This window comes from Virgibacillus sp. L01 (assembly GCF_052246775.1).
Lineage (GTDB): Bacteria > Bacillota > Bacilli > Bacillales > Amphibacillaceae > Lentibacillus.
This window is the reverse complement of record NZ_JBQQCP010000009.1, coordinates 22,396-35,292: the sequence shown is the minus strand read 5'-3', so window position 1 is coordinate 35,292 and position 12,897 is coordinate 22,396. Positions and strand designations below refer to the sequence as shown.

Below are 12,897 nucleotides of genomic sequence, written 5' to 3'. Positions count from 1 at the left end.
ACATGCCTTCCTTATTGACGTAAAGCCCCCGTTAGCGAAACAAGCAGTTAATAGTAAACTCTTTTTATTCGTTTATTTCATAAATCAAAATATCAAATAATTTCCCGTCAGTATAAAGCAACATTGCCCATTCTCCTTTCTTCGGCACTTTTACATTTGAAGGCATATGGGAATCTGCTCCGTTATTCGGTCCCGCAACACTTTTTGTCCAACCGCTTTTTAGAATTTGATGAACAGTCTCTGTTTCTTTATGATATCCGACGACAGTTAAATCAACATTTTTTACTCCCCATAAATGCCACATCCATTTCTGACCGTTTAAGCTTGGCCTATCAAGACCAATAACACCCGCCTTGTTTTCGTTTCCAATAATACCTCTTTCATCAAATACCACTGCTTTTCTTTCCCAATCAATCGTCTCAAAATCACTTACCTGAACGAAATTAGGGATATCTTCAGGCAGGACGGATTTGTTTTCAACGGTTTCATCTGAAGTGCATCCGACAACAAAAAATAACAAGCCTAAAAACATAAATAGCATAGATTTTCTCTTCAAAAAATAATTCCCCCCTAAAAAGAATTTCCCTCAATAACGTCTTCTTCAACTATATCCCCTTTAGTTCATCTTTTCCTTTTTAAAAACACCAAAGTAATTATAATAATAAATACTAATGAAAAAATTGCCACATAAGGATAAATTGATACTTCAAAAGAATATAGAAACTTGTCAATATCGGATACATCAGAATTGCTTGCTGGTGTATCTGTGAATATAAGATGTTCTTCCATATTCTCCTCTTTAATGATATAACTTCCAACGATTCCTGATGCTACGTATGAAACTGAAAACAAGATAATCCCGAATATCAGTAATATAAAATAAATTGGTTTTCTCAAATTCCCAACCCCTAATTGATTTTCATATCAAAAGCCTACTAAACTATCCTGCCATATAGTTGAATAAGAGTTCTTGTGTCTTATTGCGTTAAAGTACCCGTTAACTTACTTTACTTCACATCTCGGGTGGACGTTGTTTTCTTTTTACCTCTTCAGTTTCTTTTTTAATTTCAGAATTCCTTTTTTCTTTATTATTTTGGATAGTGTGTTTTAATTTACTACTATTTTTGTCTCTTATAATTCCTCTAATAGTTAAGACAACAATGACAAGGATGATAATTGAACCAATAATATTTAACCACATTTAAACATCCTCCTATTCAACCAAACTGCTTCGCTAGCTCTATAAGAATAGATAAAAACTCATTAATACCTTATTAAACTCTTTTACCCGTTACTTTGATAAGACAACTACTCGTTTCGTGACCTTTCATAAAAAATTTCAAACATCATAAAGTTGTTTAAAAAACTCACGTGAAGATTACCAAATTGAATTTTTAGTGTTTTTCTTGATTCTGCTTTACCTGTTTTTATATCAACAATTTTTCCTTCTAATGATAGTAAACTTTCTATACTATCGACTAAATATCGCCTTTGTTCTTTTTTATAATCCTCTTTAGCAACAAGTTCCAGTAAAGTTTTTCTAGCGTTTTTCACTTGGAATAAAATGTTACCTAAATCACCCATACTCAACTTCACAGGTTCCTTACTGAGTAACCAATCTTGTTCAAACAACGGAAGCAAATGTTGTGTCTGGTCAGTTGTTAAATCTATTGTGCTATTCGTTCTCAATTCCTCTAAATCTTTTTCATATGAACTTTTAAATTCATTTAAATCTTTAACATATCCTTCGACAACAACTGGGTCAGGTGTGAAAGAATAACTTTTATGAATACTGAAAATAGAATAGGGATAAAACCAGGTCATTATCAGAATAAAAAATACAAATAACCCAACTAAACTTATAATGATTTTTTTCATTTTATTAGTCACATAAATCCTCCAACCTCTTATTAAACAATTCTGCTCTCGTTAGTTAAATTTCTATGTATATATTTTAACATAATATTCCAATTAGCATTCAAAAATTTCTGAACAAAAAAACAAAAGAATAGACCGACCTTAACGTCAGTCTGCTTATTCAATATTTGCACCAGTTACTTTAAAACATTCACTTATTACGTTTTTTTCTTTTGTTTTTAAAATCATTCCTACAACTAATACAATAACCCCAATTTGCCAAAACCATCTATTTTCAGTTTAAAAAAATATAAATGTTAAATAATCGGTTGTTTGACTGAACTTATAAGGGTAAAAAAATTACAGAAAATAAGCCGAATAGAGTAGAAATACCACCTAAGACGGTTATTAAATAAGAAAAAACTTTAATAAATATCCCCTCCAAAATTGTTCGTGCAAGAAGAATCCTATACACTAAACTGCTCCGTAAGTTGAATAAGCTCATTCTGTTTTTCTATCTATATTTTAACATTGTTAAAAACAGATAAACGTTACCATATCACTAAAAAGGAGTACGAAACGCTATGCGATTTGTACTCCTTTTTAGTGTGTTATTTATTGTTTTCTCTCCTGCTACTAAACCCGTTAACTATCGGCAGAAGTCTTTTTTTAGCAGATAAGAAGTAAAAATTTTTCTACCGCCATAAATGCTCAATGAATGCCAAGTTTATTAAATAACTTCCAGGAAATTTTAATCAAGAAGGAAGGTTATTCCATTATTTTGTCGAAATCTAATTTGATGAATCTTTTAGAAAGGAGAAAAGTAATTGAGCTCTAACCCAAAATTGGAACTTTCGCAATCTGAAAAAGCCCAACTTAGAAGGGCAAAAATAAAGATAAGTGAAGTACATACGATTAGTAAACAAGAATTATCGCAGAATTTAGGTATCTCAGATGAGAGAGCACAAACTGTTAAGGCGTTAGCTGAATTTCAGGAAGTGCCTTCTATTGGTCATGAATTAGCTAAGAAATTAGTACGCCGCTTAGATTTTTATGCCTTAAAAGAATTAAAAGATAAAAGTGTTGCTGAGCTATTTGATGAATTGGAAAAACGGTTAGGAGTATGGACGGACCCTTGTGTCGAAGATCAAATGCGTTGTGTTGTGTACTTTGCGAATAATCCAAACAGTACTAAGAAATGGTTTGATTTTACAAATGAAAGAAAGGATTACCGTAAAAAGGTTGGATATCCAGAAGATAGACCAAAAAAAGCGTGGTATGAATAGGGGAGTGATAAATATGAAAACAAAACTGGCACATGTCAGAGTCAATGTTAAAGATTTAGACAAAGCAATTGATTGGTATAAGTCTACATTTGGGTTCGAAGTGGCTGCAACATGGCCACCTGAAAAACCTAATTACGCACATTTTGAATCGGAAAATGGAGCAACCTTCGCTATAATGGAACATGAAGACTACCCATCTCTTGGCAGACTCAATTTTTATACAGACGATGTTGAAGCACTATGGATAGAACTAAAAGATAACGTTAATGTCATTGAAGAATTGTTTTCAACACCTTATGGTACCCGAAAATTCACCATTACTGACTTAGATGGTAACGAATTGGGTTTTGTTCAAGACTGATAGTTATTCAACTATTTATAATTAGGGAGGTAGCTATGGATTACGATGGAAATTGTCCGTTTTGCAATCCAATAGATGATGCTGAACAGAGTATAGTATTTGAAAATGATACATGCTATTTTCTACAGCACAATAAGGAACAAAATGTACTGGAAGGATGCGGTCTCATTGTCCCAAAAAAGCACCATGCAAATGCATTAGAATTAACAAAAGCAGAGTGGAACGATACATATGAACTTTTACAAGCTGCAACGAAATATCTTGAATCAGAATATTCTCCTGATGGATACACCCTCGGATGGAATGTCGGCGAAGTATCAGGTCAGTTTATATTTCATAGTCATTTTCACGTGATACCAAGGTATAATAATGAACCACATGCTGGAAAAGGTGTCCGTTACTGGTTAAAGCAGCCTGAAAATAAGAGGAAAATTAAAGAATAACAATAGAAAAGGAATGTGAACAATTGCCGCACATAAATACTGACAGACTAACCCTAGTAACATTTACAGTTGAGATGATGAGGGCCACTTTAATTGGTCAACATCAATTGGAAGAAATAACAGACTATAAAGCGGCTGATGAATATCCTATGGAGGATTATAAACAATTGCTTGCATATAAAATAGATCGGTTTACACGATGCCCTGAAGAAAATGAATGGGAAGGTATTATCATTCATAAGAAAGATAATACGATTATGGGCGACATGGGATTTAAAGGTGGGCCAAATGAAGAAGGAGAGATGGACTTAGGATATAGCATTGTTCCTAGTTATCAAGGTAAAGGATATGCGACAGAGATGACAATTGCTATGGTTAACTGGGGGTTACAACAACAGAAAGTTAACAAAATTACAGCCAGTTGCTCAGAAAGCAACATTCCCTCCATCCGCGTTCTGGAAAAGACAGGATTTGAACAAATCAGAACAGAAGGTAAAGAAATTTACTGGGCAATAAAATAGAAAGAGAGTGAGTAACCTTATGAAATTTGTTCTAATCTTTGGGGCGCAAGCAGTTGGTAAAATGACTGTTGGACAAGAACTGGCAAAAATTACGGATTTAAAGCTATTTCATAATCATATGACGATTGATCTACTTGAACCATTTTACGGATTTACACCTGAAATGTGGAGACTATCAAATTTATTCCGAGAAGAAATATTCAAGTCATTTTCGGAAAGTGATAAGTACGGCATGATTTTTACATTTGTATGGGCTTTTAATGAAAAGGAAGATTGGGATGCTGTTGATAAAATGGCTAATATCTTTAGTTCTGAAGGTGGCGAAAATTATTTCGTTGAATTAGAAGCAGATGTAGAAGAAAGGCTTAAGCGAAATAAAACACCACACAGGCTTGAACAAAAACCTACGAAGAGAAACGTCGAACAATCAGAACAAAATTTATTGAGCACTTTGGACACGCTTCGATTAAATTCACACGAAGGAGAAGTCGAGAAGGAGAATTATATAAAAATAAATAACACAAATTTGAGTGCTGAAGAGGTAGCTCAAATGATAAAAAAATCGTTTCAATTATAGGATTTTAGGAGGCTTATTAATGGACAATCAATTTCGCGAGTTTTTTGATAGCTTTTTAGATATTTTGAAAAGGTCATCTTTAGAAGAGCTTACATACATAATTTCAAATGACTATAAAGCTAGAGAAATATCAGGTGGTGAAGTAGTAGACTTTGGTTATGAAGAAGCAATAAATGGGTGGGAACAGGGCTTTGATTTCGTGAAGGAGAACGATGCCCAATGGGAGTTAAATGAAATTTCAATTCTGCCTTTACGTGATGATGAAACGATGGTGATAATGTCGGCAACATTAGTAATTGAAGGAAAAAGTCTGGAAACCGTAAATTTATTTTTCGAAACATTCAAGAGAGATGAAGACAATAATTGGAAGCTGGTAAGAAGTTATATAGAAGCCGGGGTTGTTAAGGAGAATATTGATGGGGAACTTTTCTAAACCTGTAAAGAATCAAATTGGAACAGTATTCATTCATGTTGAAGACCTACAAAAATCAGTGGAGTGGTACAGTAATATTATTGGATTTAATTACGATCGGAATAGTGTAGAATCCCCTGTTTATAACATCCCAATCGATGGTGCAACGGGATTAACATTGGATGACCATAAGTTTGATGAAAATTTCACACATAAACCAAGCCCAAATCCAATCTGCAATCTTCTTGTTGAAAACATAGATGAAGCATACAATTTTATGAAAAATAAAAACGTTGAAATTGTAAGGGAAATAGAAAGGATTGGAGAAGACTTTGCCTGGTTTAACTTTGCTGATCCTGACGGTAATGTACTGATGGCTTGTACTTGCTGATACTGTGAAATCAAGGTGACTTTTAATTCTGCTTTAAGGAGTGAAATTTTGAACAATAGACATCTGTTTTTATTTGGTGGAAGTCCACCGTTCAGTAATAAATTTGGCAAAAAGTTTGCTAATCTCTCGCTTAACAATAAAGGTAAGGTTGCTATCCTATTCATCGAGAGGGACGGCTGGGAAGAGTATATGAAACTATACACTAGTATTCTTGAAGAGAATGATATAAAGAGATTCTTCTTTTTACCGCTCTCACCAAATACCGATCATGCTACTCTGCAGGAGTTAAGTTCTTGCACAGGAGTCATTATTTCGGGTGGAGAAACGGAGCTTTACCGAAACTGTATAGTTGATACACCAATAGGTCAGCGTATTACAAAACTGTATGAAAATGGAGCTCCAGTTGCAGGGTTCTCAGCAGGCGCTTTAATCAGTCCTTTGAATTGTGTCATATCACCTATTGATAACTCCAGGAATGAACATCTCTTCCTCACCGGATTGGGACTTATTAGAGATTGTGTCATAAGTGTCCATTTCTCTAAATGGAAAGAAGAAGAAAATCTAAAGGCAGCGTTAGCAAGAGTAAATGCTCCAAGTGGTTACGGTATTGATGATGATGAAGGATTATATTTTGAAAATGAAATCCTCTCAGAAACAGAAGGAGATAATTACTATATTTTTAAGCAAGAAAAATAGTTTGAACACAAGGTAGCAGTAAAGGGAGGAACATAAAATTGGTACTGTAGAATTGTCCTTAATAATTACAGGAATACTTATTTTTTTGCTTAGTTTGCTACACTCCAGATATTTTGTAATACATACCGTCGTTGTCTTCATGGTTTTATTGGTAGAATTTGCTTTTGCTGTGTTTGTAGGTAATCGCCTAAGTTATATTTTTGGTGCAGATGGCTCTGGACTAGTTTTATTCCCAGCATTTGTTCTGATTATGTTCTGCTTATTACTAATCTTGAACATATTTTTCTTTCAGCCAAAGAATAAACATTAAATTAATTATGATGTGTAGAGGGAGGTTCGTCTATTGAGTAAAAATTCAAAGTTGGTTATCATATCTTCCTTAATAGTCTTATTTATTGTCCTATATTTTTCAATGTCTTTTTCCAATCAATTAGTCATTCGTCGTACTATCTTTTTTAATGGTTTTCCACTTAGTGCTATTACTGCTGATATACAAAATGAACCTGACTCTCAAGATAAAACATATGGTGATTGTTACGTTATACATAACCCTGAAGTGAGCGACGGTTCCGAAAAATCGGTTCCTGGTGTTTGTATGAAGAAAAATAAGTTTGGATTCTATTACGACGTTATAATTGGCGTTCATTAAATTAGCCCGTTATTAGGAAATCGTTACTTTCGAAAATAGAGTATATGTAAGAGGTGTGGACAATGAGAGAACATAATAAAGAACTAGCTCCAATCAAAGCGGCACAAAAGTTTATAAATACCCAATTTCCACATTGTGATGCCGCTTTATTGGCTGGCAGTGTGGTTCGTGGTGAAGCAACAGAAACATCAGACCTTGACATTGTTATATTTGATAATAACTTCAGTTCATCATATAGAGAGTCGCTAATTGATCTAGGCTGGAAAATAGAAATATTTGCTCATAATCTAATCTCTTATAAAGCGTTTTTTAAAAGTGACTATGAAAGAGCCAGACCTTCAATGCCTAGAATGGTATCAGAAGGTATCGTTTTAAAAGATAATGGTGTAATCGAGGTCATTATCAACGAGGCAGAAGATATATTAGCTAAAGGTCCAGAACTGTGGTCAATAGAAACAATAATGGCAAAACGATACTTTATTACTGATGCACTTGATGATTTCATCGGTTGCGATAGTAGAGCAGAAGGAATATTTATAGCCAATACGCTTGCAGAATTGCTAAGTGAATTTATGCTTAGGACAAATCATAGGTGGGTTGGTGCGTCCAAATGGATTGTACGTTCCTTAAGAAATTATGATGTTGAGTTTGCAGAACGCTTCGTTAGAGCATTTGATGATTTTTATAAGAATGGTAATAAAAAGCAAATAATCCAGTTGGCTGATTTCGTGCTATTACCTTATGGCGGACGTCTGTTTGATGGCTTTTCATTAGGAAAGAATGATCCTTCTCCATAATTTATTTTTGCTGTCATAAACACATTTGGTTTTTATCAGTTATGACCAGCGTGCTGTTTATCCGTTTCGTTTGTATAAAGTTAACGGATACTTATAAATGGGGGATAGGAGGGATTTATTAGCATATTATTATCAACAGTTGGCGGGTTAAATACGGGGGATATTATCTTTCAATTACTTTCATTTTTGTTTGTTGTTGCTATTGTTCTAGGTATAATCTCATTATTTATTCTGTTTAACAAAAGAAATAAACGATTAGATAGAGTAGAAGAAAAACTTGATAAGTTACTGTCCGAAAAAGAAAAGTAAACTTATTAAAAAAAATTAAATATAAAGGAGCTAATTTATATGACTAAACCACTATTGGGGGGCATGGAAGGAGTATTTATTCCAGTTAAAGACCCGAAAGTATCAGCGAAATGGTATGAAGAAAAACTAGGTCTTACACTTAACTACATTGAAGAAGAGGCCGCTGTTATGAATATTGCAGCAGCGTCTCAGACAGTAATATGTCTTGTGAAAACATTAGATCATCAGCCAATGAAATTTCCGGATAATAATTTTGGTGTAGGCAAATATTATAATTTCATTTCTAATGGCGATATTGAAGAAACATATCAATTGTTGTGTGAAAAGAATGTCAACGTTAATGCCATTGGCGGAGAAGGAAACACTAAATATTTTACTTTTTATGATTTAGATGGCAATCCATTAGGGGTTTGCCAATAGCGAGTAGGGGTTTATATGTTATTTCAGGATGATAGCTTAAGAGTTCGCGAAATAGAAGAAAAGGATAAACATAAATTAGCAAAGTGGCTTTCAGATCCACAAGTTCTTGAGTTTTATGAAGGACGGGACACCCCTTTTGATTTAGACAAAGTTATGAAAGAGTTTTATACCTTAGAAGATGATGTAACTAAATGTATTGTTGAGTTTGAAGGAACTGGAATTGGATATATTCAATTTTATCAACTGAATAGTAAAACGAAAAAGGCCTATGGATATCAGAGCCAAGAGGAGAATATTTATGGGATAGACCAGTTCATAGGCGAAGTAGTTTATTGGAATACAGGAATTGGAATGTTACTTGTTTCATCTATGGTCACTTATTTGGTCCAGGATAAAAAGGCGGAGCGAGTAGTTATGGACCCCCAAGCTAGAAATGTTCGGGCTATAAAATGTTATGAGAAATGTGGCTTTAAAAAGGTTAAAGTTCTCCCTAAGCATGAGCTTCATGAAGGCGTGTACCAGGATTGTTGGCTGATGGAAATTGAAGGTTATTAGAGGGGAGACTTTGTGAAAATAAAAAATAAAATACCAACGAATGATGAACATTTACATTTAAACCTAATCACTAACGACTGGACTCCAATGAAAGAACCAGAGAATGTTTGGACTGCTATATTATTATCTATTCCTTTCATGCTATTAAATGCCATCATTAGCATTAGTATATTAAATGTCTTTTCATCTATTTCCTTGAGCGAATTTGGGTTGTCTTCGGATTCCATATCAATAACAATTAACGTAGGTGTAATTATCTGGATTATTTCACTTATAATCTTACACGAACTGCTTCATTTGATATTCATACCGAACTTTATTAAATCTCAGAAAACGTTTATTGGATTTACACTGTTTGGTGGTTATGTACTAACCGAAGAAGAAATATTAAAATCAAGATATATAGTAGTCACTATTGCCCCATTCGTTTTAATTTCAATTATTTTGCCAATTGTTTTAAGTCTAATTGGAATCTTAACACCTACAATAAAAATTCTGATATTGTTAAATGCTATGGCATCTTCAGTGGATATACTTAGTGTCGTTCTTGTAGTAACTCAAGTGCCAAGAAAGACAATTTTAACTAATAACGGAACAAAGACTTATTGGAAAAAGACGACGTAATTTTGATAGAAGGAGCTCTATTATGAATAAAACTGAAAAAGAGAAGATGTTGAGTGGCGAACTTTATAACCCTGATGATTCTGAATTAGTAAAAGAAAAATTGAATGCCAGAAGGTTAACAAGATTATATAATGAATCAATTGAAACGGAGGACAACAAACGAACTGAATTAATAAAAGAACTATTTGGTTCAACTGGGAACAGCTTATTCGTAGAGCAAACGTTTCGTTGTGATTATGGCTACAGCATTCATGTTGGCGAAAATTTTTATGCTAACTTTAACTGTGTGTTTTTGGATGTCTGTGAAATTCGAATAGGTGATAACTGCTTTATTGCACCGGGTGTACATATTTATACAGCGACCCATCCGTTAAATGCCTATGAGAGAATATCGGGTGCAGAATATGGAATACCAGTAACAATCGGTCACAATGTCTGGATTGGCGGAGGAGCTATTATAAACCCTGGAGTTAAAATAGGTGATAATGTTGTTGTCGCTTCAGGTGCAGTTGTTACAAAAGATGTACCAGATAATGTTGTAACAGGTGGAAATCCTGCGAAGACAATAAAGGAAATTGAAAAATAAAGTAACTGTTGCACTTATTAAAAGCAATTAAAGGTGGCAAATACAATGGATCTGGAAAAAAAGCGACTGTATTTTCAAATGGTTATAGGAAACTTGGGAGTTTTCCTTTTAGGATTGGCTATGCTGCGGTACTTATCGGAATTTCATGACTCATTAAGACAAGGGCTGGTTTTATTTGGCTTGATCTTCGTATTAATCTATATGCGATTTTTAGAAGGTAAGGCGGGGGTTACCAGAAGAGAATCGAATTTAAGTAAAATTATCTTAGTATCAGTATTTTTAATTGCATCGTTTTTATTACAGTTTTAACTTTCTTTAATAGATAAAAAGAATAGCACAATAAGAGAGGGGTGAAAGGAAATTGTCATAACGCATTATTAAAAGTAAGCAGGGATAAATATACTTATATAGAAATAGATAAAGAATGTTTTAAAATCAACAATTTATGGATGGAAAGGAGAATAAATCGGTGGAAAAAGTTAACCCCATCACATTTAATGGTGAGAGAGAAATGAGTGAAAAGAAATTAGTTGGCTTTCGTGTGGTTTGCGAGGATATGGCAGGTTATGGTCAAGAGATTCCTAAAGCATCTATGTCATTAGATCGACGTAAAGATGAGATAAAACAACTAGTTGACCCTGTTAAGCTTATTGGTGCATTTAAAGCTGCTGAGACTTCAAAAGAAGACGACGGATACTGGGTTTGTTATGAGGTACATGATTTTGAGGATATTCCTGACGGCATGGTTAGTCTAGTTGTTCCTGAACAGAAATATGCAGTTTTACGTTTTAAGGGTCATGCTTCAGAAATTTTCCAAGTATATACTCATTTGCACCAATGGATTGAAGAGAATGGATATAAAAGAGTGCCTGATAAGTGGACATTAGAAATTTATTCAAAGTGGACTGAAAATGAAGATAATGTGGATTTATGTGATCCTATTTCTTAGCAGGTTTTACGTATAGTTTTTAGAAGTTACATTAGGGAGATGTGCGGTAAACGGAAGGTGCAGATGGAATTTGCATCATGAGCAATTCATTGTTTATAAAGATCCTGATAGGAATATGTTGATGGCAGTGAAAATTAATATATAAATTTATAATTTAATTTGAATCGAAGCGAAGCGATAAAATGAATTATGAAATTGTAAGAATACCGGCATGTCGGGCAGTAGGGTTAAAATGGGAGGGTACATTCTCTGAAATTGTACCTGGTTTAAAAAAAGTTATTCAACAAATGGAAGATCAGGCAGGTGAGTTGGATGCTAAGGTTAATCCAAATGTTCAGTTAGGCCTGTCTTATCATGTAATTGAAAATGGCTTTGCGCATTACGCGGCTTATGAAGTGAGTGAGGAGCAGGAATTACCTGATGGAATGATTGAAATTAAGGTTCCCGAATGTACCTACGTGAAGACGGAACATAACAAGGGAGAAGATATATCTAAGACTTATACAAGTTTACATAAATGGTTATTTAATAGTGACTATACCGCATATAGAGAAGCTGATGTTGATTACTATAATCCTTATATGCCAATTAAACATGAATATTATCCAGTTGATCGTGACCCGAATGATCCACATTTTGATATTTATGTTCCGATTGTTAAAAAATAACTAACTGCAGGTAAGGGTAAGATTGTTTAAAATAAAATTTTTGCTTATGCAAATAAAGAATAATATTTGAGGAGAAAAAAATGAATGAATATGGAAAGTTATATGAAAGAGATGGTCGTTGTGTTTTGCAATTTGAACGGGTTTTTGCACATGAACCTAAGAGTGTTTTCCGCCGTATAACAGATCCAGATTACTTTACCAAGTGGTATCCGTTTGCAACAGGAGAGATGGAACTCAAAGAAGGGGGCAGGATTGACTTTGATGATGGCGAAGGAACGAAATATGAAGGAGTGATCACTGCATTCGAGCCGCCTGTGGTTTTTGCTTTTCGTGAGGTTGATGATTTGCTGCGAATGGAATTGCAAAATACTCCCGATGGATGCCGAATGACATTCGAGCATAAGTTTGATGACCGGTCTTGGGTAGCTGCAACAGCTGCAGGATGGCATCGCTGTCTTGATGCATTGAGTAAGATGGTTAACGATCAGCCACCTGAATGGCCGGATAATAGAGCTGAATTAAGGGAATTTTATAGGAACAATTTTTCAGATTAGGTAAATGTTATGAAAATAACACTTTAGGGACAAACAAAGGCAGGATATAGGAATTCAACAAATGTGCTTTATCCATATAGGGAACGTTAATTTAAAAAATTAATCTTCCAATTTTGTGGAACTTGTGTTCTTATGTATAATAGGAACATTGAACTTCGCATAAAAAGAGGGACTACCCCTAATTTGCGGGTAGTCCCTCTTTTATACAGTTAAGAAAAGCTAAAATACTTCTTTACTGCATA

At 34.1% G+C, this 12,897-nt stretch carries 23 protein-coding genes; 19 read left to right on the top strand and 4 right to left on the bottom strand.

Annotation, left to right across the window (positions count from 1 at the left end; translation table 11 throughout):
* Nucleotides 1–64 precede the first annotated feature (64 nt).
* From ACTWQM_RS15750 to ACTWQM_RS15735, 4 genes are all read right to left on the bottom strand, one after another.
* Nucleotides 65–556, bottom strand: a complete 492-nt coding sequence (locus tag ACTWQM_RS15750) for a hypothetical protein (RefSeq protein WP_443259125.1) — start codon at nucleotides 554–556, stop codon at nucleotides 65–67.
* A 65-nt stretch (nucleotides 557–621) separates the two neighbouring features.
* Nucleotides 622–897, bottom strand: a complete 276-nt coding sequence (locus ACTWQM_RS15745; RefSeq protein WP_443259124.1) for a DUF4306 domain-containing protein — start codon at nucleotides 895–897, stop codon at nucleotides 622–624.
* 115 nt (nucleotides 898–1,012) lie between these two features.
* Nucleotides 1,013–1,201 carry a hypothetical protein gene (locus ACTWQM_RS15740; RefSeq protein WP_443259123.1) on the bottom strand — a complete coding sequence of 63 codons (189 nt, stop codon included), beginning with the start codon at nucleotides 1,199–1,201 and terminating at the stop codon, nucleotides 1,013–1,015.
* A gap of 107 nt (nucleotides 1,202–1,308) precedes the next feature.
* Nucleotides 1,309–1,890 (bottom strand): hypothetical protein, encoded by a 582-nt coding sequence (locus ACTWQM_RS15735; RefSeq protein WP_443259122.1) that lies wholly within the window; start codon nucleotides 1,888–1,890, stop codon nucleotides 1,309–1,311.
* A 794-nt stretch (nucleotides 1,891–2,684) separates the two neighbouring features.
* Between ACTWQM_RS15735 and ACTWQM_RS15730 the strand changes: the two genes are divergently transcribed.
* From ACTWQM_RS15730 to ACTWQM_RS15640, 19 genes are all read left to right on the top strand, one after another.
* Nucleotides 2,685–3,143, top strand: coding sequence for a helix-hairpin-helix domain-containing protein (locus ACTWQM_RS15730; RefSeq protein ID WP_443259121.1), 459 nt, complete (start codon nucleotides 2,685–2,687; stop codon nucleotides 3,141–3,143).
* A gap of 13 nt (nucleotides 3,144–3,156) precedes the next feature.
* A complete protein-coding gene (locus ACTWQM_RS15725) occupies nucleotides 3,157–3,504 on the top strand; it encodes a VOC family protein (protein WP_443259120.1) in 348 nt (115 codons plus the stop codon).
* Between the two features lie 35 nt (nucleotides 3,505–3,539).
* Nucleotides 3,540–3,947, top strand: a complete 408-nt coding sequence (locus ACTWQM_RS15720) for an HIT family protein (RefSeq protein WP_443259119.1) — start codon at nucleotides 3,540–3,542, stop codon at nucleotides 3,945–3,947.
* Between the two features lie 23 nt (nucleotides 3,948–3,970).
* Nucleotides 3,971–4,468, top strand: a complete 498-nt coding sequence (locus ACTWQM_RS15715; RefSeq protein ID WP_443259118.1) for a GNAT family N-acetyltransferase — start codon at nucleotides 3,971–3,973, stop codon at nucleotides 4,466–4,468.
* A 19-nt stretch (nucleotides 4,469–4,487) separates the two neighbouring features.
* Nucleotides 4,488–5,045 carry an AAA family ATPase gene (locus ACTWQM_RS15710; protein ID WP_443259117.1) on the top strand — a complete coding sequence of 186 codons (558 nt, stop codon included), beginning with the start codon at nucleotides 4,488–4,490 and terminating at the stop codon, nucleotides 5,043–5,045.
* A gap of 19 nt (nucleotides 5,046–5,064) precedes the next feature.
* Nucleotides 5,065–5,478 (top strand): flavoprotein, encoded by a 414-nt coding sequence (locus ACTWQM_RS15705; protein ID WP_443259116.1) that lies wholly within the window; start codon nucleotides 5,065–5,067, stop codon nucleotides 5,476–5,478.
* Nucleotides 5,462–5,848 carry a VOC family protein gene (locus ACTWQM_RS15700; RefSeq protein ID WP_443259115.1) on the top strand — a complete coding sequence of 129 codons (387 nt, stop codon included), beginning with the start codon at nucleotides 5,462–5,464 and terminating at the stop codon, nucleotides 5,846–5,848. The genes ACTWQM_RS15705 and ACTWQM_RS15700 overlap by 17 nt, the downstream gene beginning before the upstream one ends.
* 48 nt (nucleotides 5,849–5,896) lie before the next feature.
* Nucleotides 5,897–6,544, top strand: a complete 648-nt coding sequence (locus ACTWQM_RS15695; RefSeq protein WP_443259114.1) for a Type 1 glutamine amidotransferase-like domain-containing protein — start codon at nucleotides 5,897–5,899, stop codon at nucleotides 6,542–6,544.
* Nucleotides 6,545–6,683: 139 nt separating this feature from the next.
* The gene (locus ACTWQM_RS15690; RefSeq protein WP_443259113.1) at nucleotides 6,684–6,854 is read left to right on the top strand and encodes a hypothetical protein; all 171 of its coding nucleotides are present in this window, start codon (nucleotides 6,684–6,686) and stop codon (nucleotides 6,852–6,854) included.
* 33 nt (nucleotides 6,855–6,887) lie between these two features.
* The gene (locus ACTWQM_RS15685; RefSeq protein ID WP_443259112.1) at nucleotides 6,888–7,193 is read left to right on the top strand and encodes a hypothetical protein; all 306 of its coding nucleotides are present in this window, start codon (nucleotides 6,888–6,890) and stop codon (nucleotides 7,191–7,193) included.
* A gap of 62 nt (nucleotides 7,194–7,255) precedes the next feature.
* On the top strand, nucleotides 7,256–7,990 hold the full coding sequence (locus ACTWQM_RS15680) for a nucleotidyltransferase domain-containing protein (RefSeq protein WP_443259111.1): 735 nt from the start codon (nucleotides 7,256–7,258) through the stop codon (nucleotides 7,988–7,990).
* Nucleotides 7,991–8,338: 348 nt separating this feature from the next.
* On the top strand, nucleotides 8,339–8,719 hold the full coding sequence (locus ACTWQM_RS15675; protein WP_443259110.1) for a VOC family protein: 381 nt from the start codon (nucleotides 8,339–8,341) through the stop codon (nucleotides 8,717–8,719).
* Nucleotides 8,720–8,734: 15 nt separating this feature from the next.
* Nucleotides 8,735–9,274: a GNAT family N-acetyltransferase gene (locus tag ACTWQM_RS15670; RefSeq protein WP_443259109.1), complete on the top strand. Its 540-nt coding sequence runs from the start codon at nucleotides 8,735–8,737 to the stop codon at nucleotides 9,272–9,274.
* A gap of 87 nt (nucleotides 9,275–9,361) precedes the next feature.
* The gene (locus ACTWQM_RS15665) at nucleotides 9,362–9,898 is read left to right on the top strand and encodes a DUF3267 domain-containing protein (RefSeq protein ID WP_443259108.1); all 537 of its coding nucleotides are present in this window, start codon (nucleotides 9,362–9,364) and stop codon (nucleotides 9,896–9,898) included.
* 22 nt (nucleotides 9,899–9,920) lie between these two features.
* Entirely contained in the window at nucleotides 9,921–10,484 is a 564-nt protein-coding gene (locus tag ACTWQM_RS15660) for a sugar O-acetyltransferase (RefSeq protein ID WP_443259107.1), read from the top strand.
* A gap of 45 nt (nucleotides 10,485–10,529) precedes the next feature.
* On the top strand, nucleotides 10,530–10,793 hold the full coding sequence (locus ACTWQM_RS15655; protein WP_443259106.1) for a hypothetical protein: 264 nt from the start codon (nucleotides 10,530–10,532) through the stop codon (nucleotides 10,791–10,793).
* Nucleotides 10,794–10,929: 136 nt separating this feature from the next.
* Nucleotides 10,930–11,433, top strand: coding sequence for a GyrI-like domain-containing protein (locus tag ACTWQM_RS15650; protein WP_443259105.1), 504 nt, complete (start codon nucleotides 10,930–10,932; stop codon nucleotides 11,431–11,433).
* Nucleotides 11,434–11,615: 182 nt separating this feature from the next.
* Nucleotides 11,616–12,101: a GyrI-like domain-containing protein gene (locus ACTWQM_RS15645; RefSeq protein ID WP_443259104.1), complete on the top strand. Its 486-nt coding sequence runs from the start codon at nucleotides 11,616–11,618 to the stop codon at nucleotides 12,099–12,101.
* 80 nt (nucleotides 12,102–12,181) lie between these two features.
* Nucleotides 12,182–12,655 (top strand): SRPBCC family protein, encoded by a 474-nt coding sequence (locus ACTWQM_RS15640; protein WP_443259103.1) that lies wholly within the window; start codon nucleotides 12,182–12,184, stop codon nucleotides 12,653–12,655.
* Nucleotides 12,656–12,897: the final 242 nt, after the last annotated feature.

What these genes read in the sequence shown, in the direction of transcription:
- ACTWQM_RS15675 (WP_443259110.1), top strand. Translation starts at nt 8,339, where the DNA reads ATGACTAAACCACTATTGGGGGGCATGGAAGGAGTATTTATTCCAGTT.
- ACTWQM_RS15700 (WP_443259115.1), top strand. Translation starts at nt 5,462, where the DNA reads ATGGGGAACTTTTCTAAACCTGTAAAGAATCAAATTGGAACAGTATTC.
- ACTWQM_RS15655 (WP_443259106.1), top strand. Translation starts at nt 10,530, where the DNA reads ATGGATCTGGAAAAAAAGCGACTGTATTTTCAAATGGTTATAGGAAAC.
- ACTWQM_RS15725 (WP_443259120.1), top strand. Translation starts at nt 3,157, where the DNA reads ATGAAAACAAAACTGGCACATGTCAGAGTCAATGTTAAAGATTTAGAC.
- ACTWQM_RS15710 (WP_443259117.1), top strand. Translation starts at nt 4,488, where the DNA reads ATGAAATTTGTTCTAATCTTTGGGGCGCAAGCAGTTGGTAAAATGACT.
- ACTWQM_RS15740 (WP_443259123.1), bottom strand. Translation starts at nt 1,201, where the DNA reads ATGTGGTTAAATATTATTGGTTCAATTATCATCCTTGTCATTGTTGTC.
- ACTWQM_RS15690 (WP_443259113.1), top strand. Translation starts at nt 6,684, where the DNA reads ATGGTTTTATTGGTAGAATTTGCTTTTGCTGTGTTTGTAGGTAATCGC.
- ACTWQM_RS15720 (WP_443259119.1), top strand. Translation starts at nt 3,540, where the DNA reads ATGGATTACGATGGAAATTGTCCGTTTTGCAATCCAATAGATGATGCT.
- ACTWQM_RS15680 (WP_443259111.1), top strand. Translation starts at nt 7,256, where the DNA reads ATGAGAGAACATAATAAAGAACTAGCTCCAATCAAAGCGGCACAAAAG.
- ACTWQM_RS15705 (WP_443259116.1), top strand. Translation starts at nt 5,065, where the DNA reads ATGGACAATCAATTTCGCGAGTTTTTTGATAGCTTTTTAGATATTTTG.
- ACTWQM_RS15650 (WP_443259105.1), top strand. Translation starts at nt 10,930, where the DNA reads ATGGATGGAAAGGAGAATAAATCGGTGGAAAAAGTTAACCCCATCACA.
- ACTWQM_RS15670 (WP_443259109.1), top strand. Translation starts at nt 8,735, where the DNA reads ATGTTATTTCAGGATGATAGCTTAAGAGTTCGCGAAATAGAAGAAAAG.
- ACTWQM_RS15665 (WP_443259108.1), top strand. Translation starts at nt 9,362, where the DNA reads ATGAAAGAACCAGAGAATGTTTGGACTGCTATATTATTATCTATTCCT.
- ACTWQM_RS15645 (WP_443259104.1), top strand. Translation starts at nt 11,616, where the DNA reads ATGAATTATGAAATTGTAAGAATACCGGCATGTCGGGCAGTAGGGTTA.
- ACTWQM_RS15660 (WP_443259107.1), top strand. Translation starts at nt 9,921, where the DNA reads ATGAATAAAACTGAAAAAGAGAAGATGTTGAGTGGCGAACTTTATAAC.
- ACTWQM_RS15640 (WP_443259103.1), top strand. Translation starts at nt 12,182, where the DNA reads ATGAATGAATATGGAAAGTTATATGAAAGAGATGGTCGTTGTGTTTTG.